Source organism: Selenomonas sputigena (genome assembly GCF_026015965.1).
Lineage (GTDB): Bacteria > Bacillota > Negativicutes > Selenomonadales > Selenomonadaceae > Selenomonas.
In genome coordinates, this window is sequence record NZ_CP110383.1 from 1,769,147 (window position 1) to 1,788,239 (window position 19,093).

A 19,093-nucleotide genomic window follows, 5' to 3' on the forward strand; every position below is an offset into this window, starting at 1 on the left:
CTGACCTTTCGCCGTTTTTCCATATTCTCCGATCACACGAGCAGCTTCTTCATCTTCTGCAGCGCACGCCGCTTGACGACGGCGGCATAAGCGGCGCTGAGGCCGAGCTTCGCTGCGGCTTCCTTGAGACTCCAATCCGCAAGATAGACGAGCGACAGAAGTTCCTTCTCGCGCTCCGACAGCGTCTTCATCGCAGCGAAGAGCGCGTCCTTGAGCGCAAAATGCATAGGTGCGTCGCTCGCGGTCTCATCCTCGACGGATTCCCAGAAGCTCTTGCCCTCCTCGTCATCTCCCGGATGCACCTCTCGCTGCCAATAAGCACGTTCGCGGCGGAAGAGCGTATGCAGATCGCCGTAGACGCGGCGCTTGGCAAAGCCCTCGAACGGCACGCCGAGCGCTGCGTCAAAGTCGCGCACGGCGCGCAGAAAGCTCTCGTGTGCCGCCTGCAAAGCGTCCTCAAATACGGTGCGCAGATGGCGCTGCCGCGCCGCGCGAAAGAACATCCCTTGAAACTTCTCGCAAAGCTCTGCCAGAACTTCGCCATTTCCCCTCTGCGACTCTAAAACCATTTCGTTGATTGTCATTTTCCTCACCCTTGGGCGAGGAACCGGTTCCTCTATATTAGGGAACCACTGATAAATTCAGCCACCCATCTTCACGCATCTGCGCTGTCCTCTCGTCGTCGACAAATCCTCGACGTAGCACCGCTACGCCTCCGGTCTGTCTCCTCGATAGAACCAGCGCATCTGCGCAAATCTGGGCGACTTCATTTTATCAGCGTTTCCCATTAGCGCTTGCCGCTATTGTAGCGAAGAGGATGCGGCAGGCGCAAAAGCCGAGTGAGGGCTGACTCGACGGGAAGTTTGGGAGGAAGAGACCTCCACAAGCGTTTCAGCCCAATCCAAAGCCCTCCCCGCAGAACAGCAAAACCCAGCAAAGTACAGCTTGCACAGAACTCAGCGCGTATGCTATACTATATGCGGCAGGAACGATAGAGGGATACCGTATCCACATGCAAAAATCCCCCCAAGGTGGTAGCTTGGGGGGATTTTCTTGTTCCCTTGTTGCGGGCAGGGAACTACTGCCCAGGCCTGTTGCCTTTCACTCTCTCGTCAAGCCATTTGCAGAGGTAGTGGCAGACTACTCCTGCCGCGACGGAGAGAAGGAACGATAGAGGGATGCTCTCCATATCACATGCACCTCCTTCCCGTGCCGGTATGGAGGAGGCAACGAATAAAGTATAACATACTCTGATGCATCAACGCCATATGAGTCGCAAGCCAACAATTCCATACAGCAAAGAGCGCCGCAGCCCATTTCGCTGCGGCGCTCTACGCACGTTCTTTCATTTTCTTCTATTTCCTTCCTAACGCGGCACGATTCCATGCCTTCTGCCAGAAGAGGCGGCGCAGTACGGCAGCTTCGGTCTTTGCATCGAGGTCTTGCCGCAGGATTTCCGCCGCGCGAAGATGGGCGGCGAGGGTTGCCGCGCCCCAAAGCGCACGGATGCGCCTGCCACAGGAAAGCTCGATCTCAGCCGACTCTTCAGCGCGAACGAGCTGCGCGTGCATGGCATTCACGACGCCCATCGCCGCATCGCCTCGAATGCGCGGGCGCCGTGCGCGAAAGGGCACGAGCACGAGTTCCGATGCAATCGCCAAGGGCGCCGTCTGCGCAAGCGCCGTGCGCTCCTTCGCCCACGCACGTAGCAGCGGCAGAGAACGGCAATGACGCCTTGCCAAACGCTCCAGCACAGTGCGCAGACGCGCCCGCACGAGACGATCCGTACCGTCCGCCAAGAAAAGGCGCGTGGCATCGCCCTCCCCATCGACATATTCGGGCAGCGCCGCCTCGATCTCCCAATCCTCAGGCAAATCCCAATGCTTCATTCCTTCTTCCTCCCATCTTATCCAAACGTATGTTCGCTAAATCAGTATAACATACAGAACATATGTTTGGCAAGTGTTCTCATGCGGCGTTCTGCCAAAAGCGCCGCGAGAGAACATCAACGATGGAAACATGCCCTTCGGGGAAGTAAGATCCCGTATCAGCAAGAATGATGCGCTTGTTGAGGAAGAGCGGCTTTCCTCTCCCGTCAAGGAACAAGGTCGGCGTATGTCCGGCGACGATAATGTCGTCACCCGCGTAATGCTCATAGAACTCCTCGCGAATCCACAGGAGATCGTTCGATCGCTGTTCTTCGAAAGCGACGCCCGGGCGCACACCCGCATGCGCGAAGAAATAGCGTTCCCCTTCCTGCTCAACCGTATGCGAAAGCGGCAGTTCCCGCAGGAAGGCGAGTACGCGCGCAATCGTCCCCGGCGACTCCTTCTCCCATGCCAGAAGTTCCGCCATCGTCTCCCTGCCGCCGTTCATCAGCCAACTTTCGCCCGTCGCGCCGCCGAAGAAATAGTCGAGCATCATCTGCTCATGGTTGCCGCGCAAAAGGACGACATTCTTTTCCTCGGCGAGCTTCATGACGAATTCCAGCGTGCGGCGCACCGAAGGACCGCGGTCGATGTAGTCACCAAGGAACACGAGGAGGTCGTCTGCTGCGTCGACCTTCGCCTTCTCGTAAGCGGAACGAAACTTCTCAAAATGACCGTGAATGTCCCCAACTGCCAAAATCCTGCGATACGTCATGGCTTCCCTCTCCTTTTACTGCCACACTGCGATGAAAACAGGCTCGCCTGTCATACTGGCGATGCCATCGGTCTACATCATCAGTATAGCCGGAAAATGCCTCATCGTGGTCGCCCGTCATGCGACAGTTGCGGCAGGGATTTGCAGGATGTCACGGGACAAAAAGACGATGCATATGCCAAATGCGACATATGCACCGTCTCATTTTCAGTTTCAAACTGCTTTCTTCGTCAGGCAAAGCGCTTCCTTGAAAAGAAGGTCTCGTCGTACAACAACCCTTCGAGCGTGTAGAAGCCGAGGCGCGTCAGAAGCTCCAAGACATAGGGATTGTCGAGCGGCGTGCGGTACGGCGAGCGCTTGCCGTACGCCTTGACATGCTCCTTCGCCTCTTCCTGCGGAATGAGCTTCTTCGGACCGCCGACGCAGCCGCCCGCGCAGCCCATGCCCTCGAAGAAGTTCGCCTTGACCTCTCCTTCCATGAGGTCGTTGAGCATCTGCTTGCACTCGGCGACGCCGTTCGCATGGCGCGAGCGCACCTTGATCGCGCGCTCGGGATTCAGCCGGTCGAGCGTCATCTGCACCGCCTGGGATACGCCGCCTGCGTAGGCGTAGATGCGTCCCGCTTCCGACGAGTAGACGCGCTTCTTGTCCGACTGATCCTGCGGATGAATGCCGAGGCGGTCAAAGATGTCCTTGCACTCCTGGAACGTCAGTACATGGTCGATGGCGCCGACGAGGTCAGGATCCTTTGCCTCCGTCTTCTTTGCCATGCACGGCCCTAAGAACACGGTCAAGGCGTCGGGATAGAGCTTCTTCACCGTGCGTCCTGCAGCGATCATGGGCGAGACGGACGGCGGCACATGCGGCATGAGATGCCGAAAGCTCTTCTTGATCATCGCCACCCACATGGGACAGCAGCAGCTCGTGAGCATGTAATCCGATTCCGATTGGATGTTGCGGTCGAACTCCAAGGCTTCCTTGAGCGTCAGGATGTCGGCGAAGAGCGCGACTTCGACGAGACCGTCGAACCCCATCTTGCGGAAGGCATTGCGGATCTGCCCCGTCTTGACATCGTGATACTGTCCGAGGAACGCCGGCGCGAGCAGGATGTACGCCTTGCGCCCCGCCCGCTTGCCCGCGAGGACATCTTCCAAGACGGCATGCGCATCCTTCGTGAGCGCTTTCTTCTGCCCTTCGTCCGAAAGCTTTTCCTCGCCCCAGACCGGCTCATGCACTGTCGGATGGAAAAGACAGTTGAGCTGCTCGGGATCGTACTCGAACTCCTCTCGCCCTGTGGCCTTTTTCAGCGCTTCACGGTAGAAATCCTCGATTGTCTGCATGAAGAATCCTCCCCTTTTCTGTGCCATTCCCTCCAGTTATATTATAGCTTGTTTTTATATTCCTGTCAGCCAAAGAATCTTTGAATCATAAATTTTTATAAAAAAGGGATTGACAGTATACGTATTTTCTCCTATAATAGTCAACGTTGACAGCAACGCTCGTCAATGGGGTATCGCCAAGTTGGTAAGGCACGGGATTCTGAATCCCGCATGCGTTGGTTCGAGTCCAGCTACCCCAGCCATGCAAATCACGCCGCATCTGCGGCGTTTTTTTTGTACCCGAAAACGACGCAAAAAGAAGCTGCCCGCTCTTTTAGGGAGCACAGCAGCTTTCAAGAGCGCAGATTCTTCACGAAGGATTTTCCTTCCTGCTGCACCTTCACATATCTGCCAAGAGCAGCTTCAGCGCAAGCTGCTTTTCCATCGGCAGCTTGCGGATCAACTCCAATAAATGCGGGTCGATGCCGTCCGCTTCCTGCCCACGCGCAGGTGCGGGCTTCGCGACGATATTGTTGAGCTCTTCGACGGTCAGATCGAGCGCACGGCAGATCTTCAGCACGTTGTCCATCGCCGCGCCGCCGATGGAGCCATTCAATATGGAAAGAAGCGTCGTGTACGGCATGTGGATCTTCGCCGCGAATTCCTTGAGATTGCAGCCGTTCGATTTGATCAGCGACTTGACATAGTCCTCACGCGTCACGCTTTCGCCTCCTTTTTGCCGTGCATGTATTTCATTTCGTATATTTCACAATACGAGTTCATCGCTCACTGCGCCAAAAGCTCCTTGTACTTCGCCCTCTTTTCGGGCGGAATCAAAAGTGCGTTCATCGCTTCATCTTCTGACAACTGCATCGTCTGCATGATTGTCCGCAAACTCTCCAAACGATCACGCTCCATGCCCCAGTTAATACCTTCCTGACGAATCTCGTCCATGATCTTGCACATCTCGACTCGACCTCCTTCTTCGTTCTTGAAAAAACTCGCCCGATTTCTCAGTTCTTCATAATACATCTTCTCCGCATCTTGACAAAAGAAGTCGTGCATCAGCCTGCCCAACGGCGTCTCATCCTGTATTGTCCCGTTGACGTAGATGATATGTGATCGATCACCAAAGTCTTCGCCCGTTTCTTTGATTGTTCGCTCAATATGATAGCGCGAAAGCCCCTTGCCTAAAACGTCTTTTTCCGTAATGAACACCACATACGTCTCGGGCAGTTCCGTCACTTCCTCGCCTTTCTGCAGTTCCCTCGCATCCATCATGCTGCTGTTGAATCGCGCTCTCTCAGGCACAGCCCCTCGATCGTCCCGCTGCACCTCGATGTTCATGAGCCTCTCGCCCGCTCGCGCGAAGGCGTCGAACCTCACACCGCGACCATGGAGGCTGTCCGTCGTCTTCTGCACCGTGACGCTCTCGACAATCAATTCCGGCAGTGCCAGGATGATGCGCAGGATGCACGCCATCCCCGCGAGATAGCCGTCCATACATACGTTGAAGAACGTATCATCCATCAGGCACAAGCGCTCGATGCAGCTTTTATATCGCTCCTTCTGTCCGTCCATCTGAATCGCCATGCCGTCTGCCTCCTCTCGCCCCCATTATACTACGACAGGAGCAAAACGAGCAACCTTCCGCCTCGCATGGCATGTGCCAAAATGTTCTCCTTCAAAATGTCGCCGCAATAATTTTCTTTTTTCATTGGAAATCCCTCGATTTTATATTGATAAATCTGAAAATTTATGATACCATGAACTTGTCAAGAAAAAGAGGCTTTTGCGTCTCTCGGAAACGAAAAATCGTATTACCTGTCAAGTTGTGGCAAAATTTCGTTTCATGTCCAAGAATATTTCCTGCACGGCGCAAAATTCAAAGCACCGCGATGTGCGGCAGCGCTCGGGCAGATTGGCAGGCATGGAGAGGCTTCATCTTATCCGTGCTTTTGAAGAAAGGAGAACGATATGGAGAAGGCAACGGTCGTCGTCATCGGAGGAGGAGCCACGGGCGTCGGCATCCTGCGCGATCTCGCCATGCGCGGCATCGACGTGCTGCTCCTCGAAAAGGAAGATCTCGTCAACGGCGCGAGTTCGCGCTACCACGGTCTTCTGCACAGCGGCGGACGCTACGCCGTCAAGGATCAGGAGGCTGCAAAGGAGTGCATCGAGGAGAACACGATCCTCCGAAAGATCGGCACGTCGTGCGTCGAGCCGATCGGCGGCATGTTCGTGCGTCTCGACTCGGACGATGCGGACTTCGAGGCGAGCTGGGTCGAGGGCTGTCGGGCGAGCGGCATCGAGGCGCGCCCCTTGACGCTCGACGAAGCGTTCCGCATGGAGCCGCGCCTGTCGCGTCATATCGTCTCGGCCTACGCCGTGCCCGACGCGGCAATCGACGGTTTCCGCATGTCGTGCCAGAACGTCGCTTCCGCCGTACGCTACGGCGGGCGCTACAAGACGTACGCCGAAGTCGTCGGCATCTTGCAGAAGAACGGCGAACTCGAAGGCGTGCGCGTGCGCAATCGCTTCTCGGGCGAGGAATACTCGATCGCCTGCGACATCCTCGTCAATGCGGCGGGCGGCTGGTGCGAGAAGGTCGCCGAGCTTGCGGGACTCAACGTCCCCGTGCAGCCCGACAAGGGCACGCTCATCGCTTTCAACCAGCGCCTCGCGAACCACGTCGTCAATCGCCTGCACAAGCCGTCGGACGGCGACATCTTCGTGCCGCACGGCTCGATCACGATCCTCGGCACGACGTCGATGAGCATCGACGATCCCGAGGACACGAGCTCGTCCTACGAGGAGATCGAGGCATTGATGAAGATCGGTGAACAGACCTTCGAGGATCTGCGCCACTACCGCATTCTGCGCGCTTTCGCTGGCTCGCGCCCGCTCTACAAGCAGCCGGGCGCATCGGGGCGCGGCGCGTCGCGCGGCTTCGTGATTCTCGACCACGAAAACGACGGGCTCAAGGGCATGATGACGATCGTCGGCGGCAAGTTCACGACGTACCGCCTGATGGCGGAGCGCATCAGCGACCAAATCGCCGAGAAGCTCAACGTCAAGACGCCGTGCCGCACGGCCGACGAGCCGCTCGTGCCCGAGGTCAGCGAGGAGGCGAAGAAGAAGGCGGCGAAGTACTTCCCGTCCTTCGGCACGAACCTCGCGGCGACGCGCCTCGGCCCCGACGCCTTCGAGCGCGTCGCCAAGCGCCTCGAAGAGGAGCCGGAGTCGCGCGCGCTCATCTGCGAATGCGAGAACATCACGCTCGCAGAGATCGAGGAGATCGCCAAGAGCGCGGACAGCCACATCATCAACGACATCCGGCGCCGCACGCGCCTCGGCATGGGCACGTGCCAGGGCAATTTCTGCAGCCTGCGCGCCGCCGGCATCTTCGGACGCGTCGGCAGCACAGAGGGCGCGAAGGATTCGCTCGGACAGCTCAAGGGCTTTTTGCAGGGCCGCTGGAAGGGCGTGCGTCCCGTCCTCATGGGGCGCAACATCCGCGAGACGGAGATGACGCGAGCTCTCTACGAGCTTTCCTTTAATGTCAATGGAGGCCAGAAAGCATGAAACAACGGGACGTAGCAATCATCGGCGGTGGCTTTGCCGGTCTCATGGCTGCCATCGTTTGCGCCAAGAACGGCAAAAAAGCGAGCGTATTCCTCTACGGCTCGGGTTCTTTCCCCTTGAACAGCGGACTCATCGACCTCCTCGGCTACGACGAAGCGCACACATGGGTGAAGGATCCCCTGGTGGCAATCGAGCAGCTGCCCGCCGAGCATCCTTACCATAGAATCGGCAAAGCTTCCATCGAAGAAGCCGTCGACTTCTTCCTCAAGCTCATGGAAGAGGAGGGCTTCCCCTACTGCGGCTCCCTGCATGAACAGCAGTCTGCCGTGACGCCCGTCGGCACCTTGAAGCCCTCGTGTCTTGTGCCTTCATCCATGCAGGCGCCGGACTTCACCGGCAAGGACGTCATCGTCGTCGGCGTCAAGGGGCTCAAGGACTGCTACCCCGAGATGATCGCGGCGAACCTCGCCGATGCGCTCAAGGAAGCTTCGAGCATCCGCACGTTCGAGGTCATGCCTGAAGCCGTCGCCGAGCGCGATCTCTCGATCCTCGACGCCGCACGCTGGCTTGAAGGTGACGGTGCAACGACGGTCAGCCGCCAACTCGCCGCCGAGGACGGCGCAAACCGCGTCTTCATCTTCCCGCAGATCCTCGGCGTGCGTGGACAAAGGGTCTGCAAGAAGCTGCAGGCGGCGATGAAAGGAAAGATCCTTGAGACGACCGCCATGCCGCCCTCGGCGAACGGCATGCGCCTGCGTGATGTGCTCATGAAAGCGGCGCGCCGCATGGGCGTTGAATTCTTCGAGAATGCCCGCGTCACGGGCTTTTCGGCGGACGGCAAGCGCTGCCTTTCCATCCGCGTCACAGGCGTCCACGAGAAGGACTACCGCGCCGAGAAGTTCATCCTCGCGACGGGCGGCTTTTACAGCGCCGGACTCATCTCCGAGAATCCCGGGGAAGCCTATGAGCCGATCTTCAACCTGCCCGTCGCGTGCGAAAAAGACCCCGAGAAGTGGACGGCTGCCGACATCTTTGATGCGCAGCCCTTCATGAAGGCGGGCGTCCGCACGGACGAGATGCTTCGCCCCGTCGATGAAAGAGGCGCACTCGTCTTCGAAAATGTCCACGTCATCGGGCGCGAGCTTGCCGGATGCGACTTCTGTCGCGAGCATTCAGGCAACGGCGTGGCGCTGGCGTCGGCCTACAAAGCGGCACAGGCGTGAAAGGAGCGGAATTTGATGAAAAAAACTTTTGAACTGCATGAAAACACGCCGGACACCGCCGACCACTGCATCGCCTGCACCTGCTGCATCGCGAACTGCCCCGTGACGGAGGCCACGCGCGCCTTTGCCGGACCGAAGCTCACGGGCCCCGCACACAGCCGCATGAAGTTCGCCGAGGACGATATTGAGCGCAGCCTCGAGTACTGCTCGAACTGCAAAAACTGCGAGATCACCTGTCCCTCAGGCGTGCGCGTCGCAACGCTCAACATGCTGCAGCGCGGCGAATACTACCGCACGCACAAGCACTCGCAGAGGGACGACATGCTCGCGCACGGCGAGCGCATGGCAAAGCTCGTGCGCTCCCTGCCCTTTGGCGCAACATGCGCCAACATCGGCATGAAGATCGGCAAGGCGCTCGGCGTCTTCGCCGCCGTCGGCATCGCAGGCGAGCGCGATATGCCCGCCTTCGCGCCTGATTCTTTCTACAGCATCTTCGCCAAGATGGAGCAGAAGCCGTCGGAGAAGAAGGTCGTCTTCTATCCGGGCTGCTACATCAACGACTACGAGCCGGAGATCGGCCGCGCCTTCATCAACGTCATGCAGAAAAACGGCTATGAGGTCATCACGGACAAATCCTTCATCTGCTGCGGCGCTCCCATGGTCGCCTCGGGCTACCTCGACGAGGCGCACGAGAACGCGAAGAAGAACGCCGAGCGCATCCTCGCTTGGAAGGCGAAGGGCATTCCCGTCGTCGCGTGCTGCACGAGCTGCTCTTTGATGCTCAAGAGCGAGTACCACGAGCTTTTCGAAGACTCCGAGATGCGCGAGATTTCCTCGGGCATTTACGACGCCTTCGAGTTCCTCGACATCATGGAGGAGCGCGGCGAACTCAGCGAGGACTTCGCCCCCATCGAGCGGCGTTTTTCCTATCATGCGCCGTGCCACCTGCGCGCCCAGGGCATCGGGCTGCCGTCCTTCAACTTCCTGCAGCGCATCCCCGGCCTTTCTATCGAGAACCTCGCCGCTGGCTGCTGCGGCATGTCGGGAAGCTTCGGTTTCAAGGGCGACAAGTACGAGATCTCCATGAAGGTCGGCGAGAAGGTCTTCGAGCGCATCGCCGAGGTCGGCGCTGACACCGTCGTCTCCGACTGCGGCACCTGCCGCCTGCAGATCCGCCACGGCTCGGGCAAGGCGACGTGCCACCCCATCGAAATCCTCGCGCAAGCGTATGGATATAAATAAGGAAGCAATCCTCGCTTCCTCAAGTCCCCCGCAGCCCGACATGACGAGTCGTCAGGGAAGAAATCTCACCCGGAAGGGAGGCGGTCATCAAGAAACGCGAAGAAGGCATCACCACACAGTTTCATCCAACGAGGTCTGCCCGGCGATGTAGCAATACGGCGCTGGGCAAGGGGAACAGAGTCGAGAAACGAACGAAAAGGAGTGGCAATATGGGACAGAAATACGTCATGGCGCTTGACGCCGGCACGACGAGCAACCGCGCCATCATCTTCGATGTGGATTCCAAGATCGTCGGCGTCGCGCAGAAGGAGTTCACGCAGCACTTCCCGCAGCCCGGCTGGGTCGAGCACGACGCGGAAGAGATCTGGAGCTCCATGCACGAAGTCATGCGAGAAGCTCTCGAGCAGTCGGGACTCGTCGCGAGTGACATCGCCGCCATCGGCATCACGAACCAGCGCGAAACGGCGGTCGTCTGGGACAGGACGACGGGACGGCCAATCTACAATGCCATCGTCTGGCAGTCACGCCAGACGGCGGACATCTGCGAAGATCTCAAGCGTCAGGGACTTGTCGATGAGTTCAAGGAGAAGACGGGACTCGTCATCGACGCTTACTTCTCGGGCACGAAGGTCAAGTGGATCCTCGACCATGTGGAAGGCGCACGCGCACGCGCGGAAAAGGGCGAGCTTGCCTTCGGCACGATCGACACATGGCTTCTTTGGAAGCTCACGGGCGGCAAGGAGCACAAGACGGACTACTCGAACGCTTCGCGCACCTTGATGTTCAACATCAAGACGCTCGAATGGGATGAGGCACTCCTGAAGCATCTGACCGTGCCGAAGAGCCTCTTGCCCGAGGTTCGCCCGTCGAGCGAGGTCTACGGTCACACCATTCCGTCCATCATCGGCGCTTCCGTTCCCGTCGCAGGCATGGCGGGCGACCAGCAGTCGGCGCTCTTCGGCCAGAATTGCTTCTCTCCCGGCGAGGCGAAAAACACCTACGGCACGGGCTGCTTCCTGCTCATGAACACGGGCACGGATATATGCATGTCGAAGAACGGACTCGTGACGACCATTGCCTGGGGACTTGACGGCAAGGTCGAATATGCGCTCGAAGGCTCGATCTTCGTCGGCGGTTCTGCCATCCAATGGCTGCGCGACGGTCTGCGTCTCGTTGACTCCGCCCCCGACTCCGAATGGGTCGCGAAAAAAGTGCCCGATGCCGGCGGCGTCTATATGGTGCCTGCCTTCGTCGGACTCGGCGCACCGTATTGGGACATGAATGCGCGCGGCATGATCATCGGCCTCACGCGCGGCACTACGAAGGCGCACATCGTTCGCGCCACGCTCGACTCCCTCGCCTATCAGACGCGCGACGTGCTCGGTGCGATGGAAGCCGACTCGGGCAACCGCCTCGCCGCGCTCAAGGTCGATGGCGGCGCCGTAGCCAACAACCTCCTCATGCAGTTCCAGGCCGACCTCCTCGGCGTTCCCGTCGACCGCCCGCAGATCACGGAGACGACCGCCTTGGGCGCCGCCTACCTCGCAGGTCTTGCCACGGGAGTCTGGGCGTCGAAGGAAGAGCTGAAGAAGAGCTGGCAGCTCGACACACGGTTTACGCCCGCCCTTGACAAGAAAGATGCGGACAAGCTCTACAAGGGCTGGAGGAAGGCTGTCAAACACGCCGCGAACTGGCTCGAGGATGAAGAATAGGAGGATGTACGATGTACGATAATCTTCTCGGCGAATTTTTCGGCACGCTCGTCCTTATCGTCTTCGGCTGCGGCGTCTGCGCCACATGCTCCCTCGAAGGCTCCAAGGGCAAGGGCGGCGGCTGGATCTGCATCGTCTTTGGCTGGGGCTTTGCCGTGACCTTCGGCGTATTCACCGCCATCTCGCTCGGTGCGCCGCAGGCTGACCTCAATCCTGCCGTCACCATCGGCAAAATGCTTGCCGGCGTCTACAACTTCCAGCAGTTCCTCGCGACTTCCGTCATCCAGATCCTCGGCGGCATCGCAGGCGCCGCCATCGTCTGGCTCGCCTATCTGCCCCATTTTGAAAAGACTCAGGACAAGGCGACGAAGCTCGGCCTCTTCTGCACGGCGCCCGCGATTCGCTGCGCTTGGAAGAACTTCCTCTGCGAGTTCATCGCAACCTTCTTCCTGCTCTTCATGATCTGGGCGATCTTCGCCAAGGTCAACGGCCCGTTCGTGCCCGGCTACGGCCCGTACATCGTCGGCATCCTCATCGTCGGCCTCGGCCTCAGCCTCGGCGGCCCCACGGGCTACGCGATGAATCCCGCGCGCGACCTCGGTCCTCGCCTCGCCCACTTCCTCCTGCCCATCGCGGGCAAGGGCGGCAGCGACTTCGCCTACGGCTGGATCCCCGTCGTCGCCCCCCTCGCCGGCGCCGCCGCCGCCTACTTCGTAGCGCACGGCATCGGCATGCTGTAAGAGGTATAGCCAAATTTCTCCCTTGCAGAAAAAAGAACAGACCTAAGACCAACTATATGTTATAATATAGTTGGTGCTGCTAGAACGGTAGGCGGTCGATTCTTAGCCCCTGAAAGGGGGCGCTGCTTATGGAACTGTACGATTTTTTGTCGTTCGTTTTCCTCGTAACGATTTCCATCGTTGCGTTAAAGGCAAAATAAGAAACCCCTCCTTCGGCTCACAACTGTAGGCGGGGTTTCTTACTCAATCTTCACGAGGGGCTGACCGTTTACCAGTAGCACCTTCTTCTACACTTATTATACAATGGGATACGATATACGTCAAATCCTCTATGCGTATATAATATCGTCTCGTTGCACATAAAAACCACAAAGTCCCCTTCCTATGATATAATGTCTGTAACGGCATCATACGGAAGGGGGCTTTTCCTATGCGCAGGAGATACATCCTTGCACTCGATTCGGGCACGGTGAAGAACCGCACGGCGATTTTTGACGAGCGGGCAAATCTCGTCGCTCTCGTGAAGAAGGAACTGAGCGTCTATCGCCCACAGCCCGGCTGGGTCGAGCAGGATGCAGACGAGATCTGGGCTGTGCAAATTCAGACGGCCGAACAGGCGATTCGCGAGGCGGGCATCAAAAAGTCGGAAATCGCGGCGATCGGCATCACGAATCAACGCGAGACGACGGTGATCTGGAACCGTCATACGGGACGGCCGATCCACCATGCGATCAGCTGGCAGTCGATGCAGTCGAGGGAGATCGTCGAGCGCTTCCGCAAGAACGCCGATCTCCTGGAAGAGTTCCGCCAGAACACGGCGATGGTGCTCTCGCCGTATTTCTCCGTCAGCAAGATCTGCTGGCTCCTCGACAACGTGCCCGGCGCACGCGAGCTGGCGGAAAAAGGCGACCTCGCCTTCGGTACGATCGACAGCTGGCTTCTGTGGAAGCTCACGGGCGGGAAGGTGCACGCGACGGACGACTCGAACGCTTCGCGCACGATGCTCTACCACCTCGCACACGGCACATGGGACGAGACGCTCCTGCAGCACACGCGCATCCCGCACGCCCTCATGCCTGAGATTCACCCATCCTCACACGAATACGGCATGACCTCGCCCGCTGTGTTCGGCACGGAGATTCCCATCAGCGGCATCCTCGGCAACCAGCAGGCCGACCTCTTCGGCCAGTGCTGCTTCACACCCGGCACAGCGAAAAACACCTACGGGGAAGGATCTTTCTTCCTCCTCAACACGGGCGATCGCTACGTGCAGTCGCACAACGGACTCAATGCCACCGTCGCCTGGAAGCTCGACGATCATGTCACTTACGCGCTCGAAGGCAGCATCTTCGTGGCAGGCGTCGCACTCGAATGGCTGCGGCGCGGACTCAAGATCCTCGACTCGCTCGAAGAGTCCGAATGGATCGCCAAGCGCGTCACGGACACGGCGGGCGTCTACTTCGTGCCTGCTTTCCGCGGCCTTTCCGCGCCCTATTGGGACAGCGAGACGCGCGGCATGCTCATCGGACTTTCTGAGGACACGCGCCGCGCCCATCTCGTTCGCGCGGCGCTCGCCGCCATGGCATACCAGGTGCGTGACGTCTACGAGGCGATCCGCTCGGACGCGGCTCTTCCCATCGAGGAGCTTCGCGTATCGGGCGGCGCGAGCCGCAACAATCTGCTCATGCAGATGCAGGCGGGCGTCCTCGGCCTTCCCGTGCGCCGCCCCGTCGAAAGCGAGACGACGGCGCTCGGCGCCGCCTACATGGCAGGCCTTGCTGCAGGGATATGGCAGAGCACCGACGAGCTCGCCTCCCTCTGGCGAGAGGACGCCTGCTTCCTGCCCCACTTCAGCAGCGAAGAGCGCGAGCACCTCTACGACGGCTGGCAGAACGCCGTCTCCCACGCCATGGGCTGGCAGGGCTGAGCAAACAATCTTGAAGGCTGCATTCTCTCACCTTGTTGATGAAATGCAGTCTTCTTTCTATTCTATAGGAAGAAAGATGTTCTTATACAGAATAATTCTTTTGGGTTATCATCATATAAAGATATTTCATAGGATGTGATTCCCATATTAGGCAGGATATGTTCAGAAAAAACAGAAGGATATAATTACTCAGAAAGGCGTCCATGAAGATGTACATTTCAAAAGAGGAGATGATAAGAAAATGGATGCAGCAACATTGACCTTAGTGGTGCTGGGAATTGCCGCCTTCTTCTTCGCCACGGAGATCATCCCACTGGCGGTGACGGCGATGGGAGCGGCGATCGCTCTGGGCTTTCTCGGCGTATTGACTCCCGCCGAAGTATTTTCCGGCCTGTCGAATTCCACCGTTGTACTGTTCGCGGGCATGTTCGTCATCGGCGCGGCAATGTTCCAGACGGGGCTTGCACAGAAAATCGGCGTAGAGGTTGTAAAAAAATCGGGTACGGACGAAAAGAAGCTGATGATCGCCTTGATGGTCATAACGATCGTCCTGTCCTCGGTTTCGTCAAACACGGCGACCGTCGCCTGCCTGATTCCCGTCGTCATGCAGATCTGCGCCGCCGCGCGGCTTCCCGTCGCCCCTCAGCTCATGGCACTCGCCATTGCTGCGAACGTCGGCGGCACGATCACGATGATCGGCACACCGCCGAACATCTTGATGAGCGCAACCTTGGACGCGAACGGCCTGACGCCCTTCGGCTTCTTCGAGTTCGCCTGGATTGGCATCCCCTTGTCCATCATCGGCGTGCTCTACATGGTGTTCATCGGCAGCCGCCTCTGCCCGCACACGATGTCAGAAAGCGAGATGGACGACAAATCCTCCGAAGCACCTAAAGATGCACGGAAGATGATCATCTGCGCGGCAATTCTCATCGCTACGGTCATCGCGATGGTGCTCGAAAAGCAGATCCACGTCCCCATGCAAACCTCGGCGATCGTCGGCGCCCTCGCCTGCGTGCTCACGGGCTGCGTATCGGAAAAGCAGGCATATCAGGGCATTGACTGGACGACGATCTTCCTTTTCGCCGGCATGCTTCCCCTGGCAAAGGCTATGGACACGAGCGGCGCGGGAAAGCTCATCGCGCACAGCGTCCTCGACCTCATCGGCACGCATCCTGCTCCCATGCTGATTGTCGTCTCCATGTTCCTGCTCTCCTGTGGACTCACGCAGTTCATGTCCAACACGGCGTCTTCGGCGCTCCTCGCCCCCATCGGCATTTCCATCGCCCAATCGATCGGTGTGTCACCGCACCCCGTGCTCATGGCAATCGGCATCGCCGCCTCCTGCGCCTTCACGACGCCCGTCGCCACGCCGCCCAACACCCTGGTTCTGGGCCCCGGCAAATTCCGCTTCATGGATTATGTGAAGATCGGCGTGCCGCTCGTCGTGCTTTCCCTCATCGTATGCGCAGTGATCATCCCCATCGTATGGCCGTTTTAGCCGAAAGGAGCTTCCTATATGAAAAAAGAACTGTTATTGAGCAAACTGCAGGGCTTCGATCCGGAAATCTTCGCCATTTTGCAGGATGAAATCCAGCGTCAGCGCTACATGCTCTCCCTCGTGCCCAACAACAATGCCATGTCGCCCTTCGCTCACTATCTGGAAGGTAGTCTGCTCGCCAACAGCGCCTTCGATGCACAAAATCCGAATGCAAACAGCACAAATCTCGAAGAGATTGCCATCAAGCGGGCGAAGAAACTCTTCGGCAGCGAGCATGCCATCGTCCGCCTCGGCAATATCGGCGCCGCTTCGCGTGTCGTCTGCCTCGCGCTGCTGCAGCCAAACAGCCGCGTACTTTCTTTCAATCTGCGCAAAGCAGAACATTGCAGCGGCCTCAGCTTCACATTCAAAAACTTCGGTATAGACGCAAAAAAACAAGTTCTCGACTGGGATGAGGTCGAGCAGACGGCGGATGAGACAAAACCTCATCTGATCATCTTCTCTCCCGTCAGCTACCCGCGCAACGCGAATTATCGCCGCCTCTCTGAGATTGCACGAAAAGTCGGCGCATACCTTTGGGTGGACATCGGGCAGAGCGTCGGACTCGTCGCGGCCGGACTCCTTCCTTCCCCCGTGCCGTTTGCCGATGTCGTCACGTTCCCCACGAATGATTCGCTGCACGGTCCGGACGGCGCCATCGTGCTTTCCACGAAGGAAATCAGTCAGAAGCTCGATGAAACCGTCATCAATACGGGGCATACCTCACTCCATATCAATCATATGGCGGCATTGGCCGCGGCCCTCTTGGAAGCTGGAACAGAAACCTTTCGTCAATACGGCAAACAAGTTCTCGCCAACAGCAAGGAACTCGAACATGCTTTGGAAAGGAGCGGCATCCCCCTCCTCTGCGACGGCACGGACACGCATCTCGTCCTGCCACTGCTCCCTGCCGAACTGCAGGAGATCGATATAACGGAGTATCTGGGAAAGGCCGGTTTCCAGGTCAAGGCAGACCGTGTACCGACCATGGCGAAGGACATCTTCCTTCCCGCCCTGCGCCTTTCGAGCCTGACGCCAACCATACGCTCCTTAAAAGAAAAAGAGATTGCCGACATCGGCGCTCTCCTCAGTACGGCCTTGAAAAAAAAGCTGCCTGACACAGATCTTGAATCCATCCGCAACCGAATTGCCACGCTTGTCATGAACAAGCCCATCTTTTCAGAGGAATGGCTGACGAGCAGCAAGATGGGGACGCACGCCGTCTACAACAGCGCAAACAGCAGTGCGGCGCACGAAGCCGCCTCCACAGAAAAGAAGAACATCATCAAGAATTTCTTCCATCTCAAAAACTAAAGTCTTTCTCTGGTTGGCGTACCCTCTCCATTTGAATCCTTGAAGCAAAAAAGAATCCCCAAGCCAGAAGACTTGAGGATTCTTTCCTGCTTCGTATCTCAGGCGACTGCTACAGCGTCAAACCGTCGGTGCAATGCCGAGCTGCATGGCGATAAGCATCGTGATGATGCAGATGACGTAGTATATCGCCCATGGCACGATGTCCGTTCGGATCAGCTTGCCCTCGATGCCCTTGATCGTGATGACGCCCGTCGTGGCGGCAGCAGCAACGATGTTGTTGATGCAGATCATGTTGCCGATCGCGCCGCCCTGATTCTGCAAGGCGAGGATGACCGTCGGCGGGATATTGAGGAGCTGCGCCGTCTGGAACTGCAGCGGGGAGAACATGATGTTCGACACCGTGTTCGAACCGAACATGAACGCGCCGACCGAGCCGATGAAGGTTGCGAAGTAGAAGTAGTTGCCGCCCGCAAGCTCTGCAACGCCCTTCGCCATCGTCAGCAACATGGAGTCAAGGCCGAGGCCGTTGATGCTCGAATAGCGGTACATGTAGACGAGACCGAAGCCGAAGATCAGGGCGATGGTCGCACCATAGACCTGGTTTGCGGACTTCGAGAAGATTTCCTTGACCTGCGTGCCAGAAAGGCCGTAGAGAGGAATCGAGAGAAGAACGATGAGGATGAACGGCGCGACGCCCGGGTTGTTGAGGATCGCGAAGTTCCATGCAGCTTCCGGAACGCCGAGGATGCCCTTGACGGAGATGACGACGCTCTTGATGGGTCCCTTGAGACCGAGCTGCGGGATGCGCGTGAGGATCAGCCACAGAGAAACGAAGAGGTACGGAATCCAAGCCTTGAAGAGCGACATGTGCGGAATATCTTCCGTCTTCTTATCCTTCTTCTCATCGCTCTCAAAGCGCCAAACCGTCTTCGGCATGAGGAAGCCGGCTTTCGCTGCGCCGATGAGCACGAAGATCGTGATGGCTGCAGCCGTCAGCGACGTGATCTCCGAGCCGATGAACTTGGCAAGGAGGAGGAAGAAGATGTCGAAGACGACAGCGGCAAAGAGGCAGAACGGCAGGACAGGCATGGCATCCATGAAAGACTTGTTCTTGCCGAACATGCGCGTGATAATGCCGACGACAACGAAGATGATGAGGAGCGCGCCGACGGCCATGCCGAGCGCCGAGATGAAGGAAAGTCCGAGCTTCCACGCCTCGAAGTCGGTGATGCCGATCGTGGGCAGCATCTCCTTGACGATGTCAGCTGCCGCATTCGTCGGCGTGCCAGCTGCACCGAAGGGAACCGGCGTCGAGTTCAGGATGAGGCAGGAAATCGCAGCTGCCATCGGAGGAAAGCCCAAGCCGATCAGCAGAGGGGCCGCAATCGCCGCCGGCGTGCCGAAGCCCGCCGCACCCTCGATGAAGGCGCTGAACGCAAAGCCAACGATGACGAGCTGGATGCGCGCATCCTCCGTGATGCCGTTGAACATGCCCTGGATGCGGTGCATGGCACCCGCCTTGTCCAGCATGTTCATCAGCAGGATCGCGCCGAAGATGATGAGGAGCGTATCAATAGAGCCGAGGAAACCCGCCACAGAATACGCGGCGATATCCAAAACCTTCATTTCCCAGGCAAAATAACCGATGACGACAATGACTGCCCAAGCGATCGGCAGAACCTTCTTCGCTGACATGTTGAACACAACGGTCAGCACGATGGTCAGCAGAATAGGTACTGCTGCGAGCAAAGCTAACATGAATTTCAACTCCTATCCAGTTTTCAAAGATTCGGGACGACTTGCGTCCCTAGGCATCGCAGTCGTTTCGACGCTTCCCGCAGGCTGCCT

At 58.2% G+C, this 19,093-nt stretch carries 15 protein-coding genes and 1 tRNA gene; 9 read left to right on the forward strand and 7 right to left on the reverse strand.

Annotated elements, in window-relative coordinates; all coding sequences use genetic code 11:
- Positions 1-32: 32 nt before the first annotated feature.
- From OL236_RS08610 to OL236_RS08625, 4 genes are all read right to left on the reverse strand, one after another.
- Positions 33-584 (reverse strand): sigma-70 family RNA polymerase sigma factor, encoded by a 552-nt coding sequence (locus OL236_RS08610; protein WP_265070291.1) that lies wholly within the window; start codon positions 582-584, stop codon positions 33-35.
- 771 nt (positions 585-1,355) lie between these two features.
- Positions 1,356-1,889 (reverse strand): hypothetical protein, encoded by a 534-nt coding sequence (locus OL236_RS08615; protein ID WP_265070292.1) that lies wholly within the window; start codon positions 1,887-1,889, stop codon positions 1,356-1,358.
- 79 nt (positions 1,890-1,968) lie between these two features.
- The gene (locus tag OL236_RS08620; protein WP_265070293.1) at positions 1,969-2,643 is read right to left on the reverse strand and encodes a metallophosphoesterase family protein; all 675 of its coding nucleotides are present in this window, start codon (positions 2,641-2,643) and stop codon (positions 1,969-1,971) included.
- A 230-nt stretch (positions 2,644-2,873) separates the two neighbouring features.
- A complete protein-coding gene (locus tag OL236_RS08625) occupies positions 2,874-3,983 on the reverse strand; it encodes a [Fe-Fe] hydrogenase large subunit C-terminal domain-containing protein (RefSeq protein WP_265070294.1) in 1,110 nt (369 codons plus the stop codon).
- A 166-nt stretch (positions 3,984-4,149) separates the two neighbouring features.
- Between OL236_RS08625 and OL236_RS08630 the strand changes: the two genes are divergently transcribed.
- A tRNA-Gln gene (locus tag OL236_RS08630) sits at positions 4,150-4,225 on the forward strand.
- Between the two features lie 137 nt (positions 4,226-4,362).
- Here OL236_RS08630 and OL236_RS08635 read toward each other — a convergent pair.
- Together OL236_RS08635 and OL236_RS08640 are read right to left on the reverse strand one after the other, a co-directional pair.
- A complete protein-coding gene (locus OL236_RS08635; protein ID WP_265070295.1) occupies positions 4,363-4,683 on the reverse strand; it encodes a helix-turn-helix domain-containing protein in 321 nt (106 codons plus the stop codon).
- Positions 4,684-4,748: 65 nt separating this feature from the next.
- Positions 4,749-5,555, reverse strand: a complete 807-nt coding sequence (locus OL236_RS08640; RefSeq protein ID WP_265070296.1) for an Rpn family recombination-promoting nuclease/putative transposase — start codon at positions 5,553-5,555, stop codon at positions 4,749-4,751.
- A 384-nt stretch (positions 5,556-5,939) separates the two neighbouring features.
- Between OL236_RS08640 and glpA the strand changes: the two genes are divergently transcribed.
- The 8 genes from glpA to OL236_RS08680 all read left to right on the forward strand — a co-directional run bounded on the left by glpA (position 5,940) and on the right by OL236_RS08680 (position 17,245).
- A complete protein-coding gene (glpA, locus tag OL236_RS08645) occupies positions 5,940-7,547 on the forward strand; it encodes an anaerobic glycerol-3-phosphate dehydrogenase subunit GlpA (RefSeq protein ID WP_265070297.1) in 1,608 nt (535 codons plus the stop codon).
- The gene (gene glpB / locus OL236_RS08650) at positions 7,544-8,770 is read left to right on the forward strand and encodes an anaerobic glycerol-3-phosphate dehydrogenase subunit GlpB (protein WP_265070298.1); all 1,227 of its coding nucleotides are present in this window, start codon (positions 7,544-7,546) and stop codon (positions 8,768-8,770) included. Before glpA ends, glpB begins: the two co-directional genes overlap by 4 nt.
- A gap of 15 nt (positions 8,771-8,785) precedes the next feature.
- The gene (locus OL236_RS08655; protein WP_265070299.1) at positions 8,786-10,012 is read left to right on the forward strand and encodes an anaerobic glycerol-3-phosphate dehydrogenase subunit C; all 1,227 of its coding nucleotides are present in this window, start codon (positions 8,786-8,788) and stop codon (positions 10,010-10,012) included.
- Between the two features lie 209 nt (positions 10,013-10,221).
- Entirely contained in the window at positions 10,222-11,724 is a 1,503-nt protein-coding gene (gene glpK / locus OL236_RS08660) for a glycerol kinase GlpK (RefSeq protein ID WP_265070300.1), read from the forward strand.
- An 11-nt stretch (positions 11,725-11,735) separates the two neighbouring features.
- Entirely contained in the window at positions 11,736-12,464 is a 729-nt protein-coding gene (locus tag OL236_RS08665) for an MIP/aquaporin family protein (RefSeq protein WP_265070301.1), read from the forward strand.
- 430 nt (positions 12,465-12,894) lie between these two features.
- Positions 12,895-14,391 (forward strand): glycerol kinase GlpK, encoded by a 1,497-nt coding sequence (gene glpK, locus OL236_RS08670; protein ID WP_265070302.1) that lies wholly within the window; start codon positions 12,895-12,897, stop codon positions 14,389-14,391.
- 241 nt (positions 14,392-14,632) lie between these two features.
- Entirely contained in the window at positions 14,633-15,892 is a 1,260-nt protein-coding gene (locus tag OL236_RS08675; RefSeq protein ID WP_265070303.1) for an SLC13 family permease, read from the forward strand.
- An 18-nt stretch (positions 15,893-15,910) separates the two neighbouring features.
- The gene (locus OL236_RS08680) at positions 15,911-17,245 is read left to right on the forward strand and encodes a serine hydroxymethyltransferase (RefSeq protein WP_265070304.1); all 1,335 of its coding nucleotides are present in this window, start codon (positions 15,911-15,913) and stop codon (positions 17,243-17,245) included.
- Positions 17,246-17,362: 117 nt separating this feature from the next.
- On the opposite strand, the gene OL236_RS08685 is transcribed toward OL236_RS08680, so the two are convergent.
- Positions 17,363-19,003, reverse strand: coding sequence for an L-lactate permease (locus OL236_RS08685; RefSeq protein WP_265070305.1), 1,641 nt, complete (start codon positions 19,001-19,003; stop codon positions 17,363-17,365).
- Between the last annotated feature and the right edge of the window lie 90 nt (positions 19,004-19,093).

Bases quoted from the DNA above. Each gene is read 5' to 3' on its own strand.
- OL236_RS08640 (WP_265070296.1), bottom strand. From the start codon at position 5,555: ATGGCGATTCAGATGGACGGACAGAAGGAGCGATATAAAAGCTGCATC.
- OL236_RS08675 (WP_265070303.1), top strand. From the start codon at position 14,633: ATGGATGCAGCAACATTGACCTTAGTGGTGCTGGGAATTGCCGCCTTC.
- OL236_RS08655 (WP_265070299.1), top strand. From the start codon at position 8,786: ATGAAAAAAACTTTTGAACTGCATGAAAACACGCCGGACACCGCCGAC.
- OL236_RS08665 (WP_265070301.1), top strand. From the start codon at position 11,736: ATGTACGATAATCTTCTCGGCGAATTTTTCGGCACGCTCGTCCTTATC.
- glpK (WP_265070302.1), top strand. From the start codon at position 12,895: ATGCGCAGGAGATACATCCTTGCACTCGATTCGGGCACGGTGAAGAAC.
- OL236_RS08685 (WP_265070305.1), bottom strand. From the start codon at position 19,003: ATGTTAGCTTTGCTCGCAGCAGTACCTATTCTGCTGACCATCGTGCTG.
- OL236_RS08625 (WP_265070294.1), bottom strand. From the start codon at position 3,983: ATGCAGACAATCGAGGATTTCTACCGTGAAGCGCTGAAAAAGGCCACA.
- OL236_RS08620 (WP_265070293.1), bottom strand. From the start codon at position 2,643: ATGACGTATCGCAGGATTTTGGCAGTTGGGGACATTCACGGTCATTTT.
- OL236_RS08610 (WP_265070291.1), bottom strand. From the start codon at position 584: ATGACAATCAACGAAATGGTTTTAGAGTCGCAGAGGGGAAATGGCGAA.
- OL236_RS08680 (WP_265070304.1), top strand. From the start codon at position 15,911: ATGAAAAAAGAACTGTTATTGAGCAAACTGCAGGGCTTCGATCCGGAA.
- glpK (WP_265070300.1), top strand. From the start codon at position 10,222: ATGGGACAGAAATACGTCATGGCGCTTGACGCCGGCACGACGAGCAAC.
- glpB (WP_265070298.1), top strand. From the start codon at position 7,544: ATGAAACAACGGGACGTAGCAATCATCGGCGGTGGCTTTGCCGGTCTC.
- glpA (WP_265070297.1), top strand. From the start codon at position 5,940: ATGGAGAAGGCAACGGTCGTCGTCATCGGAGGAGGAGCCACGGGCGTC.
- OL236_RS08615 (WP_265070292.1), bottom strand. From the start codon at position 1,889: ATGAAGCATTGGGATTTGCCTGAGGATTGGGAGATCGAGGCGGCGCTG.